Origin of the sequence: Hoylesella loescheii DSM 19665 = JCM 12249 = ATCC 15930 (assembly GCF_000378085.1) — a bacterium.
GTDB lineage: Bacteria > Bacteroidota > Bacteroidia > Bacteroidales > Bacteroidaceae > Prevotella > Prevotella loescheii.
On the sequence record NZ_KB899210.1, the window covers coordinates 41,103 to 63,923 of the forward strand.

The 22,821-nt window shown below is 45.6% G+C and carries 19 protein-coding genes; 11 read left to right on the plus strand and 8 right to left on the minus strand.

All coding sequences use genetic code 11. The features are described 5' to 3' along the window. Positions 1-41 precede the first annotated feature (41 nt). Together F453_RS0100145 and F453_RS0100150 are read left to right on the plus strand one after the other, a co-directional pair. Positions 42-680, plus strand: a complete 639-nt coding sequence (locus F453_RS0100145; protein ID WP_018966175.1) for an ABC transporter ATP-binding protein — start codon at positions 42-44, stop codon at positions 678-680. Between the two features lie 22 nt (positions 681-702). Then, complete coding sequence (locus tag F453_RS0100150; protein WP_025789855.1) at positions 703-1,482, plus strand: ABC transporter permease; 780 nt, start codon at positions 703-705, stop codon at positions 1,480-1,482. Between the two features lie 664 nt (positions 1,483-2,146). On the opposite strand, the gene F453_RS0100155 is transcribed toward F453_RS0100150, so the two are convergent. After that, positions 2,147-3,001, minus strand: coding sequence for a DUF4846 domain-containing protein (locus F453_RS0100155; RefSeq protein WP_018966177.1), 855 nt, complete (start codon positions 2,999-3,001; stop codon positions 2,147-2,149). Between the two features lie 78 nt (positions 3,002-3,079). Beyond that, positions 3,080-5,473, minus strand: a complete 2,394-nt coding sequence (locus F453_RS0100160; RefSeq protein WP_018966178.1) for a TonB-dependent receptor — start codon at positions 5,471-5,473, stop codon at positions 3,080-3,082. Between the two features lie 564 nt (positions 5,474-6,037). On the opposite strand from F453_RS0100160, the gene F453_RS0100165 reads away from it, so the two are divergent. The 3 genes from F453_RS0100165 to F453_RS0100175 all read left to right on the plus strand — a co-directional run bounded on the left by F453_RS0100165 (position 6,038) and on the right by F453_RS0100175 (position 9,125). Beyond that, the gene (locus tag F453_RS0100165; protein ID WP_018966179.1) at positions 6,038-6,928 is read left to right on the plus strand and encodes a DNA/RNA non-specific endonuclease; all 891 of its coding nucleotides are present in this window, start codon (positions 6,038-6,040) and stop codon (positions 6,926-6,928) included. Between the two features lie 553 nt (positions 6,929-7,481). Next, positions 7,482-8,297, plus strand: a complete 816-nt coding sequence (locus tag F453_RS0100170; RefSeq protein WP_009235198.1) for a Nif3-like dinuclear metal center hexameric protein — start codon at positions 7,482-7,484, stop codon at positions 8,295-8,297. 3 nt (positions 8,298-8,300) lie between these two features. Next, positions 8,301-9,125: a zinc ribbon domain-containing protein gene (locus F453_RS0100175; RefSeq protein WP_018966180.1), complete on the plus strand. Its 825-nt coding sequence runs from the start codon at positions 8,301-8,303 to the stop codon at positions 9,123-9,125. 285 nt (positions 9,126-9,410) lie between these two features. Here the strand turns inward: F453_RS0100175 and F453_RS0100180 are convergent, their stop codons facing one another. From F453_RS0100180 to F453_RS0100195, 4 genes are all read right to left on the minus strand, one after another. Next, complete coding sequence (locus F453_RS0100180; RefSeq protein ID WP_025789854.1) at positions 9,411-9,722, minus strand: hypothetical protein; 312 nt, start codon at positions 9,720-9,722, stop codon at positions 9,411-9,413. A gap of 275 nt (positions 9,723-9,997) precedes the next feature. Continuing rightward, the gene (locus tag F453_RS0100185; protein ID WP_018966182.1) at positions 9,998-10,819 is read right to left on the minus strand and encodes a DnaJ domain-containing protein; all 822 of its coding nucleotides are present in this window, start codon (positions 10,817-10,819) and stop codon (positions 9,998-10,000) included. 60 nt (positions 10,820-10,879) lie between these two features. Further along, positions 10,880-11,839 (minus strand): transporter, encoded by a 960-nt coding sequence (locus F453_RS0100190; protein ID WP_018966183.1) that lies wholly within the window; start codon positions 11,837-11,839, stop codon positions 10,880-10,882. 186 nt (positions 11,840-12,025) lie between these two features. Continuing rightward, positions 12,026-12,475 carry a type I restriction enzyme HsdR N-terminal domain-containing protein gene (locus F453_RS0100195; protein WP_018966184.1) on the minus strand — a complete coding sequence of 150 codons (450 nt, stop codon included), beginning with the start codon at positions 12,473-12,475 and terminating at the stop codon, positions 12,026-12,028. Positions 12,476-12,648: 173 nt separating this feature from the next. On the opposite strand from F453_RS0100195, the gene holA reads away from it, so the two are divergent. From holA to F453_RS0100220, 6 genes are all read left to right on the plus strand, one after another. After that, positions 12,649-13,677: a DNA polymerase III subunit delta gene (holA, locus tag F453_RS0100200; protein ID WP_018966185.1), complete on the plus strand. Its 1,029-nt coding sequence runs from the start codon at positions 12,649-12,651 to the stop codon at positions 13,675-13,677. Positions 13,678-14,451: 774 nt separating this feature from the next. Next, positions 14,452-14,931 carry a helix-turn-helix domain-containing protein gene (locus F453_RS0100205; RefSeq protein ID WP_025789853.1) on the plus strand — a complete coding sequence of 160 codons (480 nt, stop codon included), beginning with the start codon at positions 14,452-14,454 and terminating at the stop codon, positions 14,929-14,931. 415 nt (positions 14,932-15,346) lie between these two features. After that, positions 15,347-15,907: a helix-turn-helix transcriptional regulator gene (locus F453_RS14650; protein ID WP_025789852.1), complete on the plus strand. Its 561-nt coding sequence runs from the start codon at positions 15,347-15,349 to the stop codon at positions 15,905-15,907. 230 nt (positions 15,908-16,137) lie between these two features. After that, positions 16,138-16,293 carry an RtcB family protein gene (locus F453_RS16480; protein WP_374188177.1) on the plus strand — a complete coding sequence of 52 codons (156 nt, stop codon included), beginning with the start codon at positions 16,138-16,140 and terminating at the stop codon, positions 16,291-16,293. Positions 16,294-16,296: 3 nt separating this feature from the next. After that, a complete protein-coding gene (locus F453_RS0100215) occupies positions 16,297-16,512 on the plus strand; it encodes an RtcB family protein (RefSeq protein ID WP_018966188.1) in 216 nt (71 codons plus the stop codon). A 452-nt stretch (positions 16,513-16,964) separates the two neighbouring features. Beyond that, complete coding sequence (locus F453_RS0100220) at positions 16,965-19,232, plus strand: prokaryotic RING finger family 4 (RefSeq protein WP_018966189.1); 2,268 nt, start codon at positions 16,965-16,967, stop codon at positions 19,230-19,232. 256 nt (positions 19,233-19,488) lie between these two features. Here F453_RS0100220 and F453_RS0100225 read toward each other — a convergent pair whose 3' ends face one another. After that, a complete protein-coding gene (locus F453_RS0100225) occupies positions 19,489-20,322 on the minus strand; it encodes an O-fucosyltransferase family protein (protein WP_025789851.1) in 834 nt (277 codons plus the stop codon). A 274-nt stretch (positions 20,323-20,596) separates the two neighbouring features. Further along, positions 20,597-22,657 carry a PorE family type IX secretion system protein gene (gene porE, locus F453_RS0100230; protein ID WP_018966191.1) on the minus strand — a complete coding sequence of 687 codons (2,061 nt, stop codon included), beginning with the start codon at positions 22,655-22,657 and terminating at the stop codon, positions 20,597-20,599. Positions 22,658-22,821: the final 164 nt, after the last annotated feature.

Below are 22,821 nucleotides of genomic sequence, written 5' to 3' on the forward strand. Positions count from 1 at the left end.
CGCGCCTTGCCTAACCTTCGCACCAAAACACATTATAATATATGACGGTAGAAATGAAAGACGCCAGCCTTGCGTTAGAGGGTAAGAACCTGTTCCACAACCTTTCGTTCGTGGTTAGCGGGGGCGAGATGCTTTGCGTAATGGGCGAGTCGGGATGCGGAAAAACTACGCTTTTACGATGTATTTTGGGTTTTCAACCGCTCGACGAGGGGGCTGTAAGCATTGGCGGAACAGAGCTTACACCACTTTCTGCCGAGTATATGCGTAGCATGATGGCCTATATACCACAAGAAATGAACCTGCCTTGCAACACGGTGGCCGAGCTTGTAGCCTTACCTTACCAGCTGCGGGTGAACCGCGACAAGCGCTTTTCTAAGGAAGCGCTGATGGATCAATGGCAGCGGCTGCGACTAGACGAGGCCTTATATGGCAAACAACTGGCCGAAGTGAGCGGAGGCGAACGACAACGCATAATGCTTTCGATGGTTGGAATGCTCGACAAGAAGGTGGTGCTTGTAGACGAACCCACGTCGGCCTTAGACGTAGAAAGCTCGTTGCTTGTTGCCGGATACCTGCAAGGCTTGGCCAAACGAGGAACGGCCATCATCGCCGTGAGCCACGATAGGGCTTTCGCAGGACAGTGCGACAAGACCTTGATGCTTAATCTCCACGACCAATAACCCCCTAAAACCCTGCTCCCATATGAATATATCCATCATCGGAATGCTCCTTACGTTACTCTTGGTGCTTGTTCCGCTTTACTTTTTCCATTATTTCAAGGTGCCCCTCATCCGTTCTACCATCATCTCTACGTTACGTATGGTGGTGCAGATGTCGCTCATAGGCCTTTATCTAGAATTTCTTTTCAGCTACAACGATTGGCTGGTCAATGTGCTTTGGTTTGTATTGATGGTGCTAGTGGCTTCGGTAACAGCAGTTAATCGCACCCGTCTACGCATGCGACTGATGCTTATGCCCATAGCCGTTGGCCTTGGTGTGGGGGCTCTCGTGGTATGTATGTATGCCCTTTTTGTGGTGTTGCGCCTGTCTAATCCTTTCGATGCGCGCTACTTTATACCTGTTATGGGCATCCTTTTGGGCAATATGCTTGGGGTGAACGTGCTGTCGTTGAGTACCTACTACCATGGTTTGCAGCGCGAAAGACAATTGTATTTCTACCTCTTGGGCAATGGCGCAACGCGTTTAGAAGCCCTAACGCCCTTTATAAGGCAAGCCATAGAAAAATCTTTTATGCCTTGTATTGCCAATATGGCAGTGATGGGGCTGGTTAGTTTCCCAGGAACGATGATCGGACAGATATTAGGTGGGGCGACACCTGATACCGCTGTGCGCTATCAGATACTTATTTCGTGCATCACTTTCTGTGCTCCCATGGTCTCGCTCATTGTTACACTTTACCTTGCTCACCGCTTTTCGTTCGATAAGCACGGGCGTCTTCTCAATGTCTTGAAGGCTGACTAATTGTCTGTTAATTAGTGGTTGACGTAGGTCAATCGGCTTGACGTGTGTCAAAAATATGGCTGTAAAATGCCATTTTACGATAAAATTGTTTGCGCACACAGTTTAAGGCCTTAACTTTGCATTGTGTTTAGCGAATATCGCTTAAAGTCTTAAAAAGACAATTTCAGGATAACACGATGTGAAGATGCATCGCACAGAACATTAGGAAGATTAAAATAAGAAAGGAAAAAAGTTATGAGAAAGATGGTTAAGAAAATTGTAACGAGCGATAAGTTTAACAAATACTGTGTAAACGTGCTCAAAATGTACAATTACGGCCGTGTAAACGTGCCCGTTTAAAGAGAGAAATCAACGAATTTAAATATCACTGAAAGTGGTCGTTGTCGTGTCGAAAGGCAGACAACGGCCACTTTTTTTGTTCTTGTTTGTGCGACTTTGAGGCCTGTTTCCTATATTCTCTAGTCATCTTAATCGGGCATTATATGCTTTGATAGCAACGAATTTCGTTCTCATCATGAAAGCTGATGAGCGTGCCTGCCTGCGAATAATGGGTCAAGGTGAGGGACTGTTGTTGGCTTAAATTTAGTCTTGAGGCTGAAATTCATTATAAACAGCCGTTGTCTTCTATATCACCAGCGTACCGCTTACTAACCAATGTGCCCCTTTATTCAGATTTGAAACGGCGGAGAAGTAGGGTATTGGCGTTGGGCGAATAGAACGTCCACGCTGGAGTTACAAGGCGTGTGCCATTGGAAGAGGGGCTAAACCACTGGGGGAAGACCTCTATTTCTTGCGCTGGCATGAAGCTTTGGGCCAACAAAACAACGCGTTCGCCCTTGTCATTCTCGGCTACGTCTACCACCATCTCAGCGTGTCCAGGGAATCCACCCTTTATAATCACGTCGCCCGCTTGAATATCTGTTGCCCAACAGCGACCAATGGGCTTGAGTTCTTGGCTTAACGAGGCAGTGCCTGCATACTGAAACACGAGGTTGAGGTACTTTCTAAACGATTGGTAGCCATAGTCGGCCTTCTGTGTTTTTACCCAAGCATTGTTGTTGCGTATGCGATATCCCTGCGCCCACTTGGCATATTCGGCTTTAAAACCATTGGTAAAACAGAAGCTTATTTTGGCATATTGCCGTGTTTTCCATAAATACGAGGCCCGAAGAAAGATGATGGCGTCGGCACATTGTTCGTTAGCGCTTTTGCCAAAGTCCATATTCACAACGGCACCAGCGTATTTTCGCTCTTTAACCTGACCAGTGTGGTAGTGCAAATCGCTACCAGCTGGCTTCAATGGCAGGTTGCGCAGAAAGTGTGCAAAGCTTCCTTCGGTCACGTCTACTCGCTTATATCCTTGCGGGGCAGGAATGCGCGCAGCCAAATTGTTGGCCATAGGCCGTTTTTCTTGTTCGGTTTTAGCCCGTTCGGGCTTGCTGTTGGTTTGTGCATTACAGGCCGTCAGCGCGGTTATGGCACAAAGTATCAGCAGTGTTATGGTTCTAGTTCTTTGCATGTTGGTTATAATTTATTGAATTTATTCATGTGTAAATAGGTTAATACAACGTCTGACCAGATTTGGAGAGAAGCGTTGTTACTTCACTACTCCTGCATCATTGTCAGCATTGTCCATTTGCTTTTGCAGGTTGCGCACCTTTCCTTTCCTGAAGCTATAGCTGAGGGAGAGCTGCACAAGGTTGTCGTTGTATTTCTGAAAAACATGTGATGTGCTGCTAATAAGTTTGCTATTAAGTGTCGAAACCGTTGTGGTTGCCGTCATGAAGGGATTGTTTACGCTGAGGGTGAAACGCAAACGGCGGATGTTATAATAGGCACTTAGTTGCAAGTTGGGTGCTGTGCGCGTCTTTGTTTCGTTGAACATGGTGGTGATTGCCGAACGGAAGTTGCCTTGTATGCCCCATTTGGGACGGTCGTAGGTGAGGGATAGACCGCCAATTATGTCCGTGTAGGTGGTGAAAAAACTTAAACCGTTGTTGATGTAGCGGTTAAGGGTGAGCCACCCCGATACTTTAAATGCTTGCGAAAAGAGGCTCTGACTGGCGTAAAGACGCACTTGCAAATGGGTGAAACTGTGTTGGTTGGACTGTGTATAGACGAACATGTTGGTTGCAGCATCGTAGATGGGTGGGTTGTTGGTAAAAGGATTGGCGCTGTATTGTATGTAGGTGGCGAGGCCGAGCATGGTTTCTCGTTTGTGAAAGCTAAGCGAGAGCTGGTTGATGTAGGCCTGATAGGGCTTGAGGTGTGGATTACCTTGTCTCAATTCGTATTCGGATCGCGTTTGAACGAAACTTGATAGCATGGCCAGTTGGGGTTCAACGGGATTGATACCAAGGTGATATTGTAGCCTAAATGCTTTAGAAATCGAGTAAGATAGGGTGAGGAATGGACGGAAGAAATGGTACTTTGCGATAAGACTATCGCTCTTCATGCGGTAAAATGAGTAGCCACCACCAACCGAATAGCTTAGCTTGCCCAACGTTCCGCTTAGTTCTATATAGTCGTAATTGTTGAAATTGAATAGGGATGTGGGGCTTGTTCCATTGGTTGCCACATAAGTGTTGTGGGTGTTGGATAGGCGATTGTACGTACCGATGGTAAGGTTGAGCCAGTTAGAGAAGGGTTGTTTGAAGACAATCTCGCCAATAATAGACTTGTGTTGGCCGTCAACATCGTAGGCATTGGTAAATGCGGGTTGTGCAGCGGCATGGTAAGCCTTGCTGTACGCTCTGTGATAGTCGCTGCCGATGTATGTCGCTGTAAGGTTAGCCAGCAGATTTGCATTGCTAGCGAATTGCTTATCGAGATAGAGGTCTAACGAAACGTTGTGGGTTTTGTCCTTGGTGAGCAACTCCTCGTAGAAAAATGGCGCATCATTGTGTTGTACACGACTTGACGAAACGTTCTCTGGACGATAAGACGTGGTGTAATTAGCCATGACGTTGAAGAAAGAATTGCGCTCGTCTAGCAGTCGGTTATAATCCAATTCTATGCTGCCACCACACAATCTGTATGTTCTGTCGTCGCCTTGGGCGTTAAGTGTCATATCGCTACTGGGGTAACGAAAGGTTTTATAGCTGTTGGCGAACACGCCACCCACATTTTTATAATGGCTGTTTACCTTGATGCTTAGTTGGTTTTTCAGCCCAATAAGCTTAAAATAGGCGTAGGCACTGCCCTGTTTGGTGGTTAGGGCGTTGGCGATTTGCACTCCGCCTTGCATTCCTTCGTATCCTCGTTTGGTGTGTACCAATAACACTGCGGCCACGCCATCGCCGTAAACGATGCCAGGGTTGTCGATGTATTCCACCCTGATGACGTCTTGTGGTTGCAGGGCTGCAAGGTCTGACTGGTTAGAAGGTACGCCATTGATGCGTATTTGCAGTGCACCATTTTTCTGCGAAGATAGCGTTCGGTTCATTAAGTCGAATTGCAAGTCGGGTAACGCCATGCGTTGCAGCACGTCGTAGGCATCGGTGCTTTGTCGCTTTATTGCGTCTGAGGGGTAGAAAATCCACCTGTCGGCTTCCTTCTGTAGGTTGGCCGACACCGTAATTTCACCTAGCAGCACGGTGTCGGGTTTTAAAAGAAGTTCGCCAAGATCTGTGTCTTTGTTCAATTCTGCGATAGTCAGCGTCATAGGTTTATAGCCTACGCTGGTTATGCGTAGATGATAGGAGTCTGAGGGAAGGCTGGTTAAGGCGAATTTGCCGTCTTCGTTACTCGCGATAGATGCTTTTGCACTTACTCCATCGGCTGCAAATAAGGTTATTTGCGCTGCCTTTATGGGTTTTCGCGTTGTGTAGTCGCTTATCTTACCGCTAAGGGAAAAACTTTGGGCGCAAACAATCTGTATGGCGCACAGCAACACGAGGCACAGCTTTTTGCGGAGAGAGAGGAAAGCTTGTGCCTGCGAACGCATGGTGTTCTTCTGTGTGTGATAGTCTGTCTTTTTAGGATAAGCCATAGTTGTATTTAACGTTAATTGGAACATTGCCTATAACGACAGTATTAGTTTGACGCTCAAATATACAATAAAAATTGTTAGCGAACAATTATTTACTCTTTTTTATTTATTGCTATCAGTGTTATTTAACTTTACGAAAGGGGCGATTCCGAGTTTACAGACCTACTTGAAAGGTTGCAAAGGTAAAGTGCAGGCAAGGTATGTCTTGGTAATTTGTCCACCAGTGAAGCTGAGTTGGTGATGCATTAGTTTTCCTTTGATAATCAAGTTTTAATGATGTTGGCGCGTTACAGTTGATTGGGACTCCTGTTCCATGTCGTATGGAACAGCGTTCCAGTTGATATGGAACCATGTTCCAGATGACATGGAACAAGGTTCCAGCTTAGTTTTAACTCGGCGAGATTTGAAATAACGCTTTACAGGAGATAATTTGTGGATTTTCAAACGCTTAGTTAATGCTTTTCAAATGAGCTTTTATAAAGAGTTCATGAAAGCGATGTGAGGGGGTGAAAACAGATGTGGTTTGTCGCTATTTCGAAAATTAGTTGTATATTTGTACCACTTATGAAAGCAAGGAAAGTATATTATCTAGCGTTATTTATCTTTGTTAGCTTGTCGGCGTGTGGCTTAAAACCATCTAAACACGGCAAGCTGATAGGGGGTATACATGCTTATCAGGAGCAGAAGGGTGGGCTGGCTGAGCAGAATGGAGATGAAAGCAGTCCCGAAAACAATGGCGATGGTAAGCAGGGAGAAGCGAAACTTAAGGTTTCGAGTGGGCTGGAAGTACCTGGGAAACTGAACGACCGACCTGAACAAATTCTGAAACGCGTGGCCTACACAGTATCGTATAACAGCGACTTGCGAATACCCAATTGGGTGGCATGGCAGCTTACGGGGGCTCATACCGAAGGTAAGAATAAACGTGCAGGCGTTAAGTTTCAAGAAGATACGGACGTGCCGCTGCCTAGGGCGGTAGATTTTGACTACGTAAGGAGTGGTTACGACCGCGGACACCTTTGTCCCTCGGCCGACAATCGTTGGGACGCCACGGCACAAGAGCAATCGTTTTTGTTAACCAACGTTTGTCCGCAAGACCATAATCTGAATGTTGGCGACTGGCACGAACTGGAAAATCTCTGTAGGAAATGGGCTAAAACGTATGGTAGCATCTATATTGTGGCGGGTCCGGTGTTGTTAAAGGGTAAACATAAGGCCATTGGAAAGAACAAGGTAACGGTGCCCGAGGCTTTCTTTAAGGTGGTTTTGTGTATGGAAGGTGAGCCCAAAGCCATCGGCTTTATCTATCGCAATGAGTCGGGAAATCGACCTAAAAGCTACTATGTGAACACCATCGATGATGTGGAACGCATTACGGGCATTGACTTTTTCCCTGCTTTGCCAGATAATGTGGAAAAAGCTGTGGAGGCGACTTGTAATTTGGAGGAGTGGTGAAAGAGTAGTAAAGGAGTAAGGGGGTAAGTAGTAAAGGAGTAAGGAGTTAAAGTAGTAAAGGAGTAAGTAGTAAGGAGTTAAAGTAGTAAGGAGTAAGAAGTAAGTTTTTAGGGAGTAAGTGGTAAGGTTTTAGGGAGTAAGTGGTAAGGTTTTAGGGAGTAGGTAGTAAGGAGTAAGGGAGTAGGTAGTAAGATTTTAGGGAGTAAGTAGTAAGTTTTTAAGGAGTAAGTAGTAAGGTTAAGGGAGTAAGTAGTAAGGTTTTAGGGAGAAAGTAGTAAGGAGTAAGGGAGAAAGTAGTAAGGAGTTAGGGAATAAGTAGTAAGGGACGCTGGGGTAGGAGTTTTAGGTGTAAGAAGTGAGTGGAGAAGAGATTGGGGGTGAAGTGAAGGCATTTATTTAAATGTTACGATGCGTCCTCGATTTTCCCATTTGCTTGTCGTCTTTCCTTCTTGTTAGCTAGTTAACTTGTCTACTTGTTAACTAATCCCCAATATTTTGCCATCTCAAGAAAAATGATTAACTTTGCATTTTGATAACATAAAGCTAGGTTAGCGTGAAAATAAAGGAAGTGCTACGTGCCCTTGAGCAATTCGCGCCTCTGCCTCTGCAAGAAGGATTTGATAATGCCGGCTTGCAGGTTGGATTGACGGAGGCGGAAGTTTCAGGGGCTTTATTGTGTCTTGACGTGACGGAAAAGATCGTTGATGAGGCTGTGGCTAAGGGCTGCAACCTCGTTGTGGCGCACCATCCGCTTATCTTTCGTAAGCTAGCGCAGGTGTCGGATGGTAATGCCGTGCAGCGTACGGTGATGAAAGCCATAAAGAACGATGTTACCATTGCTGCCTTGCACACCAACATAGACAACGCTCGTGGAGGTGTGAACTTTAAGATTGCAGAGAAAATGGGGCTTGTTGACGCTGACTTTTTCGGTGTGAGGAAAACCATTCAGACCCTTAACGATAAGGGCGAAAGCGTTAGTGTGGAGGGGGCTTCGGGTGTTATGGGAGCGTTCGAGCAGCCGTTGGCCGCCGACGATTTCGTGATTTTACTTAAAAAAACGTTCGACGTGGAGTGCGTGATGTGTAACCAACTGTTGCGCCGCCCCATTAGAAAGGTGGCCATCTGTGGTGGCTCGGGAGCGTTTTTGCTAACAGACGCCATCGCAGCTGGTGCAGATGCCTTTGTAACGGGTGAAATGCACTATCACGATTACTTTGATCATGAACAGGAAATACAAATTGCCGTGATTGGGCATTACCAAAGCGAGCAGTTTACGAACGAAATATTTAAAACAATAATTGAGGAAAGGTGCAAGGGCGTGAAGTGCTTCTTGACGCAGACAAACACCAATCCCATCATCTATTTATAAGTTATGGCAAAAAAAGAGATTACCGAACTGTCGGTGGAAGAGAAGCTCAAAGCGCTCTACCAATTGCAAACAACGCTCTCGGCTATTGATGAGAAGCGTGCGCTGAGGGGAGAACTGCCCTTGGAAGTGCAGGATTTGGAAGACGAGATTGAGGGATTGAACATTCGCGTTGATAAAATTCGCAGGGAGATAGACGACTTCTCCAGGGCCGTTTCGCAAAAGAAGGCAGAAATAGCTGAGGCTGAGTCTAGCGTGGAACGCTATAATCGCCAGCTGAATGAGGTGAAGAACAATCGCGAATACGACACCTTGAGCAAGGAAATTGAGTTTCAGACGCTTGAAATAGAACTGTGCAACAAGAAGATAAAGGAAGCTTTGATAAGGATTGACGAGTGCGAACGCGACCTTGAAATGGCTGAAAGACTTATCGAAGACCGAGAGCACGACTTGCAACAGAAGCGAGGTGAGCTAGACGAAATTATGCTCGAAACGAAGGAAGAAGAAGAAAGGCTGCGCGACAGGGCACATGACTTGGAAACGAAAATTGAGCCACGACTGCTGAGTAGCTTCAAACGAATTCGTAAGAATGCACGCAACGGACTAGGTATCGTGTATGTTCAGCGTGACGCTTGCGGAGGATGCTTCAACAAAATTCCACCTCAGCGACAGCTAGACGTGAAAATGCACAAGAAGGTTATTGTGTGCGAATATTGCGGACGCATTATCGTAGATCCCGAATTGGCTGGCGTTAAGAGCGATAAGGGCACAGCAACCGAGAAACCTAAGCGTAAACGCGCCATCCGCAAAACGAAGGAAGAGGCGGAATAGGCTTATGGATATGTAGGCTAGCGTGTTGGGATTTTGACATGAAGGGTTAGAGCATAAATGTTAGGATGTTTGGGCTTAGCCCGCTGATGCATTAAAACCTGTTGTTTTACGCTATTCTGCAATATTGGGGAAGGGGCGATAGTTGCCTTAACCTCACTAAACAAATAAGCTCCATACACAACCGCGAGGGGTGTATGGAGCTTGTTTTATGTAGGCTAAGCCTGATGATCGCTTTTGGGCGTTAGGCTTATTTGACTTGTTTACCTTAAACTATATGTAAGGGATTTACTTCTTTTCCTGAGCTTCTTTCTTGCAGCACTTCTTTTCGCCAGCATTCTTGCAGTCTTGCTTAGCTGCCTTGTCGCATTTCTTTTTGCTGCATTCTTTGCTTTCTTTGCAAGCTACATCCTTTTTGCAGCAACCTTCTTTGGCAGCAGCGTCTTTCTTGCAGCAGCCTTTCTTGCCTTCTTTGGCGCATTTTTTCTCGCATTGTTCGGTCTTAGCCTTGTCGCATTTCTTGGCTGTTCCTTCACTTTGTGCGTTAGCAAAACCTATTGCAGCAACGAAAAGAGCTGCGCTGAAAATTATTTTCTTCATAATCATTACTTTTTGTTTTGTTTTGAAATAGTGATTTAATCGGGGCAAAAGTACGTTTTTAAAATGAATTATCCGCATTTTGTTAGCAAATTTTAGCAACTAAATGCAATTTGTTTGTGTGGACTGTATTTGTACTTTCAATGTGTTTGGGGGCTATATTGCTGACTTTAGGCAGGTTGTATATTTAGTTCATTACTAATTGAGGCTGGCTGTAAGGCACATTTTCATCTACGTATTCCAGCCATAATGCGAGCGATTGCTTATCGCATCGCAGTCTACATACCACGTTCCTTATATATCCTTTCTTTGGCTTCGTTTATCTCCTTAAATTTCTTCTCGGCAGCCAAGCGTATGTCTTCGCCCAGAGTTGCTACGCGGTCGGGGTGGTGTTGCAGGGCCATCTTGCGGTAAGCAGCCTTCACTTCGTCGTTGGTAGCGCTGGGCGAGATGCCCAAAACCTTGTAAGCCGACTGCGTATCGTGCTTTTCGAGGTTGAACATCGAATCGAGAATGCGAGCGTCGAAGCCCAACCACAGGGCCAGCTTGCGAAGTGCATCCACCTCGCTAGGGTCTACACGTCCGTCGGCTTTCGACAGTTCAGCCAGGAAACTAAGTAGTTGCAGACGTTGTCCGCTATTCATGTGAGCGGTGATTTGAAAGCAGCTGTCGCGTATAATTTCCTCGAAAGCCATCGCACCCATTTGTTTTTGTTGGTCGAAAATGTTGCGGATAATGTTGTCGCCCTGTTCTACGGCCATTTCGCCAAAGTTTCGTCGCAAGAAGGCACGTAAGATTTCCATCTCAGAATGCATCACCTTTCCATCGGCGCGAATGATGTATGCCGAGAGCACCAGCAGCGAAAAGAGAAACGAATTGCGTTCGCCTTGCTGCCGTTGTTGCTGGGTGGTTGTGGCGTTGCGCTGGTAGAAGTTGGCCGAAGATCCGCTTGAGTAGCGCGATTGCCCAGTGCGGTCGGGTTCGTTAACCTGATCTATCCCTACATCGAAGAGTGCACCAAGTGCCAAACCTGCTAATCCGCCAAGTGGTCCACCGGTGATAAAGCCAAGAAATCCGCCTATCCATTTTCCTATTGCCATAAGTTTATGTCTTTAAAAGTTATCATTTTGAATGTGTTACGCACCCGTTTGGCGTGGTGTCTACCATTTTAATGTGCCGTATTTTTGCTTGTACCATAGCTGCCAAGCGTTGATGAGGTTTTGCCAAACCACGTAAGCGCACGGTGCAATGGATGCTACGGGATTGAGAAACGTGATGGTGAGCCAAATGCCCACAACGGTATTTTTCTGTCCCAAAGCCTGTCCTGCGCTGATGCTGTCTCCATAATGGTAGCCCACGGCTTTGCCAATGGAAAACAGCAAAAGGCTGATGACGAGTGGTAACAAGAGAAGTAGAGCCAAAATCGTGCCATAAACTTGAGTGGCGAGGATGTTGCGGATGGTTAATCCCATGATGATGGAGAGGTTGAACCCCCATAGATAGAAGGCTAAGTTCTTGGTTTCCTTGATGCGTGTGGCCACTTTCGGCAGGAATTTTCGTGTGAGCAGTGCCAGGCAAAGGGGTACGATGAGCACGAATGTGATGCGTCGGAGTATCATGATAAAGGCCGTGAGAAAGGTGATGTCTGCACTTTTCTCGACCATGGGGAAGAACAATGGGATGATGATCGATGTAACAACGTTGGCTAAAATGGTATAGATGGTGAGCGAGGCGATGCTTCCGCCAAGTCGTTCGGTGATAACGGGGGCAGCGGCTGCCGTGGGACAGATTACGCAAACGAAGGCTCCTTCGAGCACAAGTTTGGCCATGGGGTTAGTGGTATGCAAAATAGCTAACACCAACAGACCCGAGAGTAGGATGCGAATGGCTTGAAGAATGAAGTGCCAAGCGCGTGGACGAAGGTCGCCCATTTGTATTTTACAGAATGTGATATAGAGCATCACGAAGATAACCACGGGGAGAAGCTTCACTAAGAAGGGACCTGCCACGTTGCCAATGGGTTGAAGTGGGGCGATGTGCGAAAACAAAAGATAGACTACCGCACCGATAACTAGTCCGCTGGGCAGGGTCCATTTCTTTAAAAATTCAATGATGTTCATGTGTGTGTTGTGTGTTTGTATTATTTAGTTATTGAGTTTTTTCAGTTTCTGAGTTTTATCATAAATTGTTCTGACCTATTGGTTTACTATCCGATTTGGCTAAGAAGAAATCGGAGGAAAAAATAACTTTTAGGCTTATAAACTCGCAAACTTAGAAGCTAAGATATAATAATGTACGCGCGCGCGTTATATCTCGGTATAGTTAGGGAGGTAGGGTAAGAACGCGTAGCTGTTGTCGGCATAGTTCATTTTGCAGCAGATGTGTTGCAATCCGTTGCTCACCACGAGATAGTCTACGTGCAAAAGCATGTTGTAGACGGTTATTTGGTCGAACACCTTTTGGGTCAGTGCGATGTTGGGCGCCTTATATTCGAGTATCATACGGGGTTTTAGGTCGCGGTCGTACAGTACACTGTCGGCTCGAAGGCTCTTGTCGCCAATGCTCAATGCCACCTCGTTGGCCATCAACAGTTGCGGATAACCCTTGTGGTGGATAAGGAAATTGACGAAATGTTGCCTTACCCATTCCTCGGGAGTAAGGGCTACGTACTTGCCACGAAGTGGGTCGAACACAGTGGGACGCGCTTTCGTGCCTCCCACTTTTATTGCATACGAGGGTAGGTTTAGTGGATACATTTTGTTATCTTTGCAGTGTAAAGCGCAATAAGGCGCATCGACAAGATCGCGACAAGAATGGTTTGTCGCGGTTGGCGGTGTGCCATACGGTGCAAAGTTACTAAAAATATGCGGGCAACAAGGCGGTTTTTGCAACTTGTTGTCCCTGCAATCATCATTAACAAGAACCTTTCATGGCAGAAAAACGAACCGCGCTTGGCCCCGAAGCCATCATTAAAGACATTAAGGCGCGAAACTTTTCGCCCGTATATGTACTAATGGGCGAAGAGTCGTATTATATCGACAGAATAGCGAATTTGCTCGAAGAAACTGTATTGCAGCCGCATGAACGCGACTTTAACCAGGACATCCTCTTTGGAGTAGATACCAACGGAGTTCAGGTGGCCGACCTTTGTAAGGCTTATCCTATGATGGCCGAACGACGGCTGGTGATGGTGAAGGAGGCGCAAAACCTGAAACAAACCGACGCTTTGGCTAAATACTTGGAGCATCCTGTAGAAACTACCGTATTGGTGCTTTGTCATAAGAATGGTACTATCGACAGAAGGAAGAAGCTCTTGGCACGAGCCGAGGCCATTGGGGTTGTTTTCGAAAGCAAGAAAAAACGCGATTACGAATTGCCTGCTTTTATTAAAGGATACCTTAGCACCAAGAAAGCGACAGTGGAAGATAAGGCTGCCATCATGATTGCGGAGCATATTGGCTCTGACTTGAACCGACTGACATCGGAACTGGATAAGGTCTTGATTTCGTTACCCGAAAACGACTTGCGCATTACACCCGACATCGTGGAACGACAAATTGGGGTTAGTAAGGAGTTTAATGGTTTCGAACTGCGAAACGCCATTGTTAACCGAGACGTGTTTAAGGCAAACCAAATTATTCAGTATTTCGACAAGAACCCCAAGGCTGGATCTATCTTCGCCTTCTTGCCATTACTTTTCAGTTTCTTCCAAAACTTGTTGATTGCTTATTACGCACCAAACAAAAACAACGAAGCTGAAGTGGCGAAGTTCCTCGACCTGAAGTCGGTGTGGGGAGTGAAAGACTTTATGGTTGGTATGAGAAACTACTCGGCCATGAAGACGATGCACATCATCCATAAAATAAGAGAGATTGACGCTAAATCTAAGGGTTTGGATAACCCAAATACCCCTGTTGGCGACCTGATGAAGGAGCTAATCTTCTTTATTTTGCACTAAAAAAGACCTTTTTCAGCCTATTTTCGTTCTAGAATAAGTGTCTCTTTGAGGCACTTTTTTTAGGCTAACTTCTTGAATCTGTAGGAAGTTAGCCCATTTTTACCCCCAAAATACTCGCGTATTTGAAAGCAACTCGACCCTCGTTGCAGAATAATCAATTCTCGTTCGTTTTTATCTTTCACACCAAACGAATATTTACAATTAACAAATATTCATCTACAAGTGTCATAGTTTCAAAATGTAAATCGTGCAATTGATTTACAAAACAAAAGATGCTTTTATGTTGTGTTGTAAATTTCTTCATGCCTTTACAAAACACTTGTTTAGGTATTTAAATGCAGAAGTTTATGTTTCAAAACCTGAACGTATACTTATACATGCCGTAATATACCCTTATTCTTATATGATTTTCAGCTATTTATAGGCAATTAATTACCTTTATACATGTAAATATACACATTTAGCCCCCTAAAATCTCGTTTTTAGGGCTTTCATCGCTTGAAACTCATATATAAGTATATTAATAACCAGCGAAATAGGTTTTTTTATTAAATCTTATTCTATAGCTGTTTTAGAGAGCTTAATTGCGGTTTATAAATGTAAACCATATCTGCATACGCTCCAATTTACAATATTAAAGGTTTTGATTTTAAAACCTAACATTTTATTTTCTAAATAATCGTTTAGAAACTTGCATCGGTACAAAATTTGTTTTACCTTTGTAAAATCAATGCGAAAAGGCCTTTAAAAGCCTCTTACACTAAAAATAAGGGTATGAAAGATCGAATTAAGAAGGTTATGGAGAGCCAGCACATGAGTCAACAGACCTTTGCGCTCTCTATTGGAATGTCGCCAGCGTCGCTCAGTAGTATTTTTAATGGGCGCACTAAACCTACCCTCAACATTGTTGAGGCCATTAAAGATAAAATTCCGAAGATATCAACCGATTGGTTGATTTTCGGTAAGGGTGAAATGTATTTAGAGGAAACGGGAGCAACAAACAATACTTCTAGCCCCGAACCTCTCCTCGATAAACAACCCCAATTAAATTTTGATGCGCCTGTTTCTACCCCTTCATTCTTTAACGAACAGCCACCCGCTGTGCCTAAGGTTGAATTTACGCCCCAAAAAACTGAACGAGTTGAAGTGAAGGTTATTGAAAAGCCACAACGAAAGGTTACCGAGATACGTATTTTTTACGATGACCGAACTTGGGAATCGTTTTATCCTGAAAATAGGGATAATGACATGTAAAATACAATCTAATAGCCTCGAATAGACTATAATAAGTACCTTACGGCCAAAATAGCATGCTCTTTTGGGGCTTTTTTGGCTTTTACGCAGTGTTTTTGCCTCTTTTTGTGTGAGTTTATACTCTTTTAGAGCCCAAAATGTGAACAAAAACTCACCACAAGTGAGTTTTTGTAGATAATTAACCATTCTTTTAGCACTCTAAATTTACAAGTATAGTGCTTGGAGGTGTTATTGTAGCTAACCTACTGCTTTTAGGGATCTAAACATTGAAAATCTAGTGATTTGGTATGCCATAACTACCAATTTACTGCTTTTATAGCGCTCTAAACACAGCAAGTCTAGTGCTTTGGGGCGTTATTATAGTTGATTTACTATTTTTGGGGAGCTCTAAACACGGAAAATCTAGTGATTTGATGTGCTATTATCACTGGCTAAAGAAGCAAACGGAGCCTTCAAACTCTGCTTTAACTATTTACACGATCTCTGTCTTTCTGATAATGACTTGTTTCGCGAAGACCTTATCAATAATATTGTTCAGTCGCTTTTTTATGAATTTGTACGAAATATCAGTAGGGAAATTCGTGATGTCGCACCCAAAGATTTAGGGATTGGTAATCAACAAACACGCATATTCTTTGATATCCTTGCATCTCATCGTGGTCTTATCCGAACGGTAACAGAAGTTGCCAACTTGATGAACCTGACGCCCAAATATCATTCCAAAATAATTAAGGAAAACACCAGTCAAACACCAATGAGGCATATCCATACCTATATGATGCGTGCCATAGAGCAGGAACTTCGCTATACAGAGAAGTCTATTAAGGAGATTGCGTTTCAACATAAATTCCCTAGCCTTGCCTTCTTTGGCAAATTCGTTAAGCAGCAGACAGGTATGTCACCCACTGCCTATCGTCAGTCATTGATGAAATCAGTAACTGTAACAGAACTCGATGCAAACATGCTTAGTACCTGATAATCAACCTTCGCATCATGTTTTTATACCGCATGGTGCACTACAAGCCTTTTGTAGTGTGGCTACAAACGAGTGGTAGTGGCACTACAAGTGAGTTGTAGTGACACTACTATTGAATTGTAGGGTGGCTACAAAAGGCTTGTAGTGGCCGTACAAAGGCCTTTGTACGGTACGATTGACGCCAATCAGCGATTTTACTTGATTTTAATTGGCTGCTCCTACCTTCATTAATTGGTTCATCAAATCTACCCGTTAGCTCGGCTGAGTTAAAAAAATATTGGGTAGAAATGCAATATTGCATCGATTTTGCGTTATGCAATAGAAGCCTGATGATGCAAAGAATACAGGAAATGCTTACAGATGCATTGCCTGGCATTGCGTTCTAGCCGATGATAAATATTGCGCACAATTACGCAACATGCGAAAACCACAACGGACAGAACGTATGGCTTGAAGCCAAAGGCATTGTTCACGCCATACGTTCGCAAGACGATATGCAAGAGGCAACAGGTGCATACAAAGACATCGAAGAAGTTATTGCCAGCCAAACAGACCTGATTAAGGTGAAAACCAAGCTGTTACCCATCGCGGTGATTAAGGGTTAAGGTGGCTAGGCGATAAATAAAGGTGCGCAACGACTGGTGGTATGTAGCGCCCCCATTATATAAAAGGTGGGCATGTTCTTACCGCAAACGCGCCATAATATGTTGCTTTGATGCACGGTATAAAGGGAAACGAGGGACGGTCAAGTTGGTCTTACTTCAACTCATAGGAAATTTAGGCCAGCAATTACCGCCCTCTCACCCTTTTTTATTTTAGATGGCGAGTTCGTGAGTTCATGAGTTGATGTGTTATAATCCCCGAACATCCTACTAAGTTTATAACTCGTAAGCTTTTAAGTTAAGGGTGTATGCGATGGAATTCAATTCTGTCAGGAACTTATCGACCAAGAAACGACACGTCTTTGTCCCACAACATAAAACCCATTGACAAGCGAGAAAACGTCGTCTAATTTTTTAATTGTTTGGAAAACAACCAGTATCAACAATCCCACAACATGGACCATATCATAGCAAACAAAGTGGCTTTTCGCTACCAAGCCCTGTTTATCGACATTGATAGAGAACAGATTCAACATCCCCACGTGCCTTCTTCGGCCGCGTTGGCCTTGGTGTCGCGTCTCAATGGCTGTGGCTATGGCGTAGACGAACCTTTGTTGCAGGCGCTTTACATGGCGTCCGACCAACAACTGGAGAGCGTTTTCAGCGTGATAAGCGATGTTTTGGGCTTGAAACTCAACTGGGCGCCCTTGGTAAAGGCATGGGATACGCCCACGGGAGAGGGACTTATCGACCATTTCATCACTTTCGCGGCCAACAATAGCAAAGATAGGCTGAACCTTCAAGGCACAACCTTGCCTTGCGGACACTTCATTCCCACAGGCACTTTCCCTTTAGAGCGATATAACGGCTGTCCCTTTTGTGGCAAACCGTTTGTCACCTCCACCACCATTTACGAGGGTCAGGGCAAGAAACTTAAACCTCTGCACCTCTTTACGCGTACCGACCTGATGCGTGAGTTGCGCACATTGCTTGCTTCGCCCACGCCGTTAGATGCCACCCAGGCACAATCGGTGGCACAACTGCTCATGTTGTTCGATTTGCCTAGCGATGTAACCATAGCCATGAAAGAAACGGCGATGATTGCCATCAAGGCATTGGTGGCCTCAGGGAAAGGCGAACAGGCAACAGGACTGTTTGAATCACCTGCCGATATCTTGCGATTTCTATGGTATGAGAAGAATGGATGTGCACGAATAATTGAACCCCGAACGCTCATAGCTAACGCCCGAGGCCTACATTGGCACATGGCCCCACAAGAAAACAGGGCTAACGAAGCAGGCGAGGCTATGCGTGAGCGACTAAAACTGAAATACAGCAGGGCTTATTGCCGACTTGTGGCCACGTGGATGAATGCCATTCCACTGCCTGAGGAGAAATCGGCCGAAGCGATGCACGCTAAAAGGGGAATGTGGGTGCGCATGATTAGGGCCTTGCGACTGGCCGAATATGCGCGTAAAAAGGGTTTCGAACGTCTCACCTCGCTGCTCGACGTGTTTTATTGCCAAGCTTACACCCCGTGGTTGGGTACGTTAGATAAGGCGCGGAGGGCTAACGACGCGCAACTTACTCTGTCGTTGTTGTCCAAACGCCCTGGCTTGTTTGCCCGTTGTCTGTTTTCCACCATGCTTAGCTTTGATTCGCAGTCCACACTTGCGGCTTTCGAAGGTATCGTTCATCAGCTGCCCACGCGTCTGTTGCTCTCGTTAAACGATGCGGCTGTTGCCTATTTCGACCCAGAGCGCATGCGTTTGGCACGTCCAATAACGGGTGTGATGCACAATCTCGACCCCCATCCATTGCTTGCTTTTTACGATGAAGCACAGCTTAAACAGATGGTGGCCGATGTAAATGCGATGTACAAACGAGCAATGAAAAGCCGATATGCGAAACAGTCGCACTGTGCAGGTGGCACGGTTTATATCGACCCGCGACTTTATCAAGTGCCAATCGGCGTGGGCGATAGGTCGAATACCGTTCAAGACGCATCGTGCGCCTTGCAAGGAACGCGGTTTAAGGTGAAAGGAAATGCCGTTAGGTTGTTCATGCAATGGGGGAAAGGGTTGCCTGCCCAGCACCTAGATATGGACCTAAGTGCACGTATTGCCCTCGATAAAAAAGAGGTTAGGGAGTGTGCTTACTTCAATTTGCGTTGCCCTGGGGCTAAACATTCGGGTGATATACAGCATATCCCAGAGCAAGTTGGTACGGCCGAGTACATTGAATTGAATCTAAACGAATTGGAAAAGACTGGCGCCCGCTACGTAACATTTAGCTGCAATGCCTATTCCACTGGTGCTTTGTCGCCCAACTTGATGGTGGGTTGGATGAATTCGGCCTATCCCATGACCGTTTCGGATAAGGATGGGGTGGCTTACGATCCGTCGTGCGTTCAGTTTATGGTACGCGTTAGCGAGGCCAATTTGTCCAAAGGGTTGGTGTTTGGCGTGCTTAAAGTGGCGCAAAGAGAAATTGTTTGGTTAGAGATGCCCTTCTCTTCGCAAACCATTTTGGGAGCAGACGCATCTAGTATTGAGGCTCTTCTCAAGCGGTTGGAAGAGAAAACAGCGGTTGGCGAACTGCTGGAAATAAGGGCAGAGGTACAAGGTATGACGCTAGTTAGCAGCGAAAACGATGCCAACGAACGTTACAATTACCAGTGGGCACTGAACACCGCCGAGGTGAGTAAGTTGTTATTGGGATAGGGAAGAGGCGTTTAAGCAGACTCTTAGGTTAATGAATAGGTAAGAAGTACAGATCACGAGCTGACAATTTGATAAGTAGATTTATGGTGGTACTGCTTAGTAAACCTGTCAGCTCCTATCTTGTCAACTTGCTAACTTGTACTTTATCAACTTGTTAACCTATATCTCATCACCCCGTCAACTTATATCACGTCAACTTATTAACTTGTACATGGCCAACTTGTTAGCTTGTATCTCGTCAACATATCTCCTTTCTTCATTTGCTCAACACTTCCAGTTTGTTTTCTCCAATTTTGGAAGCCATAACCGAATAGCTGCTTCCTGCTGAACCATAGATGGTAGAGGTGGAGGCCAGCATCCACAGTTCGGCCACTCCACCCCTAATACCTGCAATGCTATTGCGTGCTGCGGGTTTGCTGGAAGTGATGATGCGGTTGCCAAATTCGGCCTTTAATGCCGTTTTAATGCCTTCATCGTCGGTTGCAAGAAAAATGCGTGTGTCGTCGTGAAGGTCAATTTCTCGCTGGGCAGCATCAATAAACAGGCTAAGTGGACTTCGTTCTATCGACTCCTTATTGTCTGTGCGCCTAATGTGCATGCCAATGGTATGTGCCGAGAATTGTTCGTGATAACCCTGCATTTCATCGAGAATGGGCCCAACAGGGTGGAACAAATGCTTGTAAACGGAGTTGGGAACGTGCCCAAAGTCTTGGTAACAGCTCATATAGCTGTTTTTTCCTGCAGCCCACTTATTAAAGTCGAAACCTTTATTTTTTAAGGGCGTAACCTGCCATTCGTCGATGCGCTGTGCGAAACGGAGCTGCTGATACAACAGTGGAATGCGGAAATTGCGCTTTCTAGGACGGTCAAGCGTAAGCTGTTCCCATGTCTTGGCTTCTCTTGCCACCATCTCCGCAATTTCAATTGGTTCGAAAATGGAATGGAAAGGCGCATTAAGTGCCCAGTCGCAAAACCAAACGGTCTCAACTTTAACACCTGTATGCACAGCCAACTGCCATGCCGATGCCATCGCACGCATTCTGTTGGCCAGTCCACCAGAGGGTACAAAAAGTAGTTTTCCTGTATTCATTGTTTTTCGATTCTTATTTTTCTAGTGGTAGATGATGACACTTGTCAACTGATCAACCTGTAATCTTGTTGGTTTGTAAGCTTGTTAATTCGTCAGTTTGTTAACTTACTTAACAACATTTTGACATGAGAAAGCCAGACGATGGTGGTAAAATAGAGGGTGTTCGCAGATAAGAGGCGCTTTTTTGATATGCCGAAAACTGTACGTTTTTCAACAGCTTGTCGGCCGAAAGCAGATTAAGTAAACTCCACACTCGCCCCTTTTATCAGCCGTTTTATTCCATAATGTCGAACACATCCTCTTTTTCCTTCTCCGATTGTTTGGGCGTTTTCTTTTGCTTTTTCAAGTTGCCCTTATCGTCTAGCAATCCGTATGTAGTGCGTTGAACCACAAATTCGGTTCTGCGGTTCAGCTGGTTGCAAATCTCCTGCTTCTCTTTATCTAGCTTGGTGATAAAGTCTTCGGTCAGCACATCTCCCTCTTTCAGCCACTTATACCGTTCTGTCAGCTTCTTTCTGATGGTTTTAGGCTTCTCCTTACCATAGCCCATGGGGGTGAGCCTTTGTGGGGCGATGCCCGCCTCGATAAGATAGTGCACCACGGCGTTTGCCCTATGCTGTGCCAAAGTCTTGTTATATTCGGGCGTACCGCGGTAATCGCAGTGCGCACTTAGTTCGATTGTAACGTTGGGGTTTTCGTTAAGAAGCTTCACAAGTTCGTCTAATGCTTGTTTCGATTCAGGTCGCAAGGTGTACTTGTCTAAGTCGTAAAAGATGTTGTCGATGAGTACGGGGGCCGTGATAGAGGCCAATGGGAACTGTAAAACGTATTCGTGCGAAGTTTCCGAAGGCTTCACCACCAGTTCTTCCTTGTGATTGAGGTAGCCCTTACACGTGGCTAACATCACGTATTCAACGCCTGGTTTCACCACTTGTTTAAACGATCCGTCGGCCAGCACGTTCAGTTTGAGGTTCGTTCCATCGTTTCCCACCATGAAAACCTGTGCTGCGGGCAGTTCGTAGCCCTCTTGTTCGTACACCCATCCTTTAATACTCTGTACTATTTCAGGATATTCGAAAGCGTAGATGTGATCCCATCCGCGTGCGTCACCACGGTTCGACGAGAAAAAGCCACGGTTGTATGGGCCTTCGAAGGTTAGTCCGAAGTCGTCGCCATTCGAGTTTAGGGGAAATCCTGGGTGCTCTATCGTCCATTGTTGGGCCATGTTTTGCCGTGCCACATACACGTCTAGTCCGCCAAGGCCTATGTGTCCGTCAGACGAGAAGTAAAGGTCGCCATTGGGTCTAAACGTTGGAAAACATTCGTTTCCTGCCGTGTTGATTGCTTCACCTAAGTTTTCCATCTCTCCCAAGCCGTTAGTGGTAAGCCTAATGCGCCATAAGTCTTGCCCGCCTTGTCCTCCTGGCATATCAGAAACAAAGTAAAGCCACTGCCCGTCGGGCGAAACGGCAGGGTGGGCGAAGCTTGAAAGCGTATCTTTCGATATGTCTAGCTTTGTGGCTTTTGCCCACGCGGCATCCGAACGAGCAGAAGTCATCACCTGCGCATAGCGTGGATAGTTGGGATCTGTGGTGCATTGGGTGAAGTACATTGTGCGTTGGTCGGGCGAGAAGGTACAAGCCCCCTCGTCGTATTCGGTGTTCAGTCCGCCTTGCACGGGTTCGGGCTTGCTCCATTTGCCCTTGTCGTCGCGCTCTGATACGAATATGTCGGCGGGTTTAGCGCCTGTTATGCCGCTTAGCGCATCGCCTTTGGCCTCGTTTCGGGTAGACGAGAAGTAAAGTTTATTATGGTCGTCGCCGAAGAACATAGGCGAATAGTCGGCCTTATGCGAGTTAAACGCGTCCATGCGTTTCACGATATAGTGTGAGCCTTCGCTCTTGGTTTGCGCCGCTTGTTGTGCCGATAGCAAACCTTCGCTGGCCAATTTGTTTCCAGGCAGCGAGTCTAGGGCACTCTTAAACTGCCTTTCGGCCGCCTTATATGCACCAGTTTTCAGTAGCTGCCTACCCAAAAGCAGGTGTGTGTTGGCATCGGCCATACCGTATCGCAGCACGTTTTGGTATGCGCCCACAGCCTTTTGGCTAGCGTTCATCTTATCGTAGCAGAAGGCTAGCTTGGTAGACAGGCGTCCCCTGGCTGCCTTATCCTTGGAGGGCGTTCGCGTATAGGCTTGCTTAAAATTGTTGGCGGCATCGAAATATTCGCCCAATGCAAGGTTCTTTTCACCCTTTTTGATGTAGGCATCAGCACCACATGATGTGGCGACGATGGTTAAAACCATCAGCAGGGCGTTTATGTGGATTGATTTCATCTTGTTTTTTCGTATGGGGTTGGCGGTTTTCTTATGGTTAACCGCTATTGTATTACCAACGTGTTTTTGTGCAGTTTATTGTAAAAGCGTGTTCTATAAATTGCCCAGTAGCTTACAAACTTGCACCAAAACACACCTTCATTCTTATTCCGTTTTGGGTACTT

Bases quoted from the DNA above. Each gene is read 5' to 3' on its own strand.
- F453_RS0100185 (WP_018966182.1), bottom strand. From the start codon at position 10,819: ATGGCAATAGGAAAATGGATAGGCGGATTTCTTGGCTTTATCACCGGT.
- F453_RS0100205 (WP_025789853.1), top strand. From the start codon at position 14,452: ATGAAAGATCGAATTAAGAAGGTTATGGAGAGCCAGCACATGAGTCAA.
- porE (WP_018966191.1), bottom strand. From the start codon at position 22,657: ATGAAATCAATCCACATAAACGCCCTGCTGATGGTTTTAACCATCGTC.
- F453_RS0100225 (WP_025789851.1), bottom strand. From the start codon at position 20,322: ATGAATACAGGAAAACTACTTTTTGTACCCTCTGGTGGACTGGCCAAC.
- F453_RS0100145 (WP_018966175.1), top strand. From the start codon at position 42: ATGACGGTAGAAATGAAAGACGCCAGCCTTGCGTTAGAGGGTAAGAAC.
- F453_RS0100195 (WP_018966184.1), bottom strand. From the start codon at position 12,475: ATGTATCCACTAAACCTACCCTCGTATGCAATAAAAGTGGGAGGCACG.
- F453_RS0100155 (WP_018966177.1), bottom strand. From the start codon at position 3,001: ATGCAAAGAACTAGAACCATAACACTGCTGATACTTTGTGCCATAACC.
- F453_RS0100215 (WP_018966188.1), top strand. From the start codon at position 16,297: ATGATAAATATTGCGCACAATTACGCAACATGCGAAAACCACAACGGA.
- F453_RS0100220 (WP_018966189.1), top strand. From the start codon at position 16,965: ATGGACCATATCATAGCAAACAAAGTGGCTTTTCGCTACCAAGCCCTG.
- holA (WP_018966185.1), top strand. From the start codon at position 12,649: ATGGCAGAAAAACGAACCGCGCTTGGCCCCGAAGCCATCATTAAAGAC.
- F453_RS0100175 (WP_018966180.1), top strand. From the start codon at position 8,301: ATGGCAAAAAAAGAGATTACCGAACTGTCGGTGGAAGAGAAGCTCAAA.
- F453_RS0100190 (WP_018966183.1), bottom strand. From the start codon at position 11,839: ATGAACATCATTGAATTTTTAAAGAAATGGACCCTGCCCAGCGGACTA.
- F453_RS0100160 (WP_018966178.1), bottom strand. From the start codon at position 5,473: ATGGCTTATCCTAAAAAGACAGACTATCACACACAGAAGAACACCATG.
- F453_RS0100150 (WP_025789855.1), top strand. From the start codon at position 703: ATGAATATATCCATCATCGGAATGCTCCTTACGTTACTCTTGGTGCTT.
- F453_RS0100165 (WP_018966179.1), top strand. From the start codon at position 6,038: ATGAAAGCAAGGAAAGTATATTATCTAGCGTTATTTATCTTTGTTAGC.
- F453_RS0100180 (WP_025789854.1), bottom strand. From the start codon at position 9,722: ATGAAGAAAATAATTTTCAGCGCAGCTCTTTTCGTTGCTGCAATAGGT.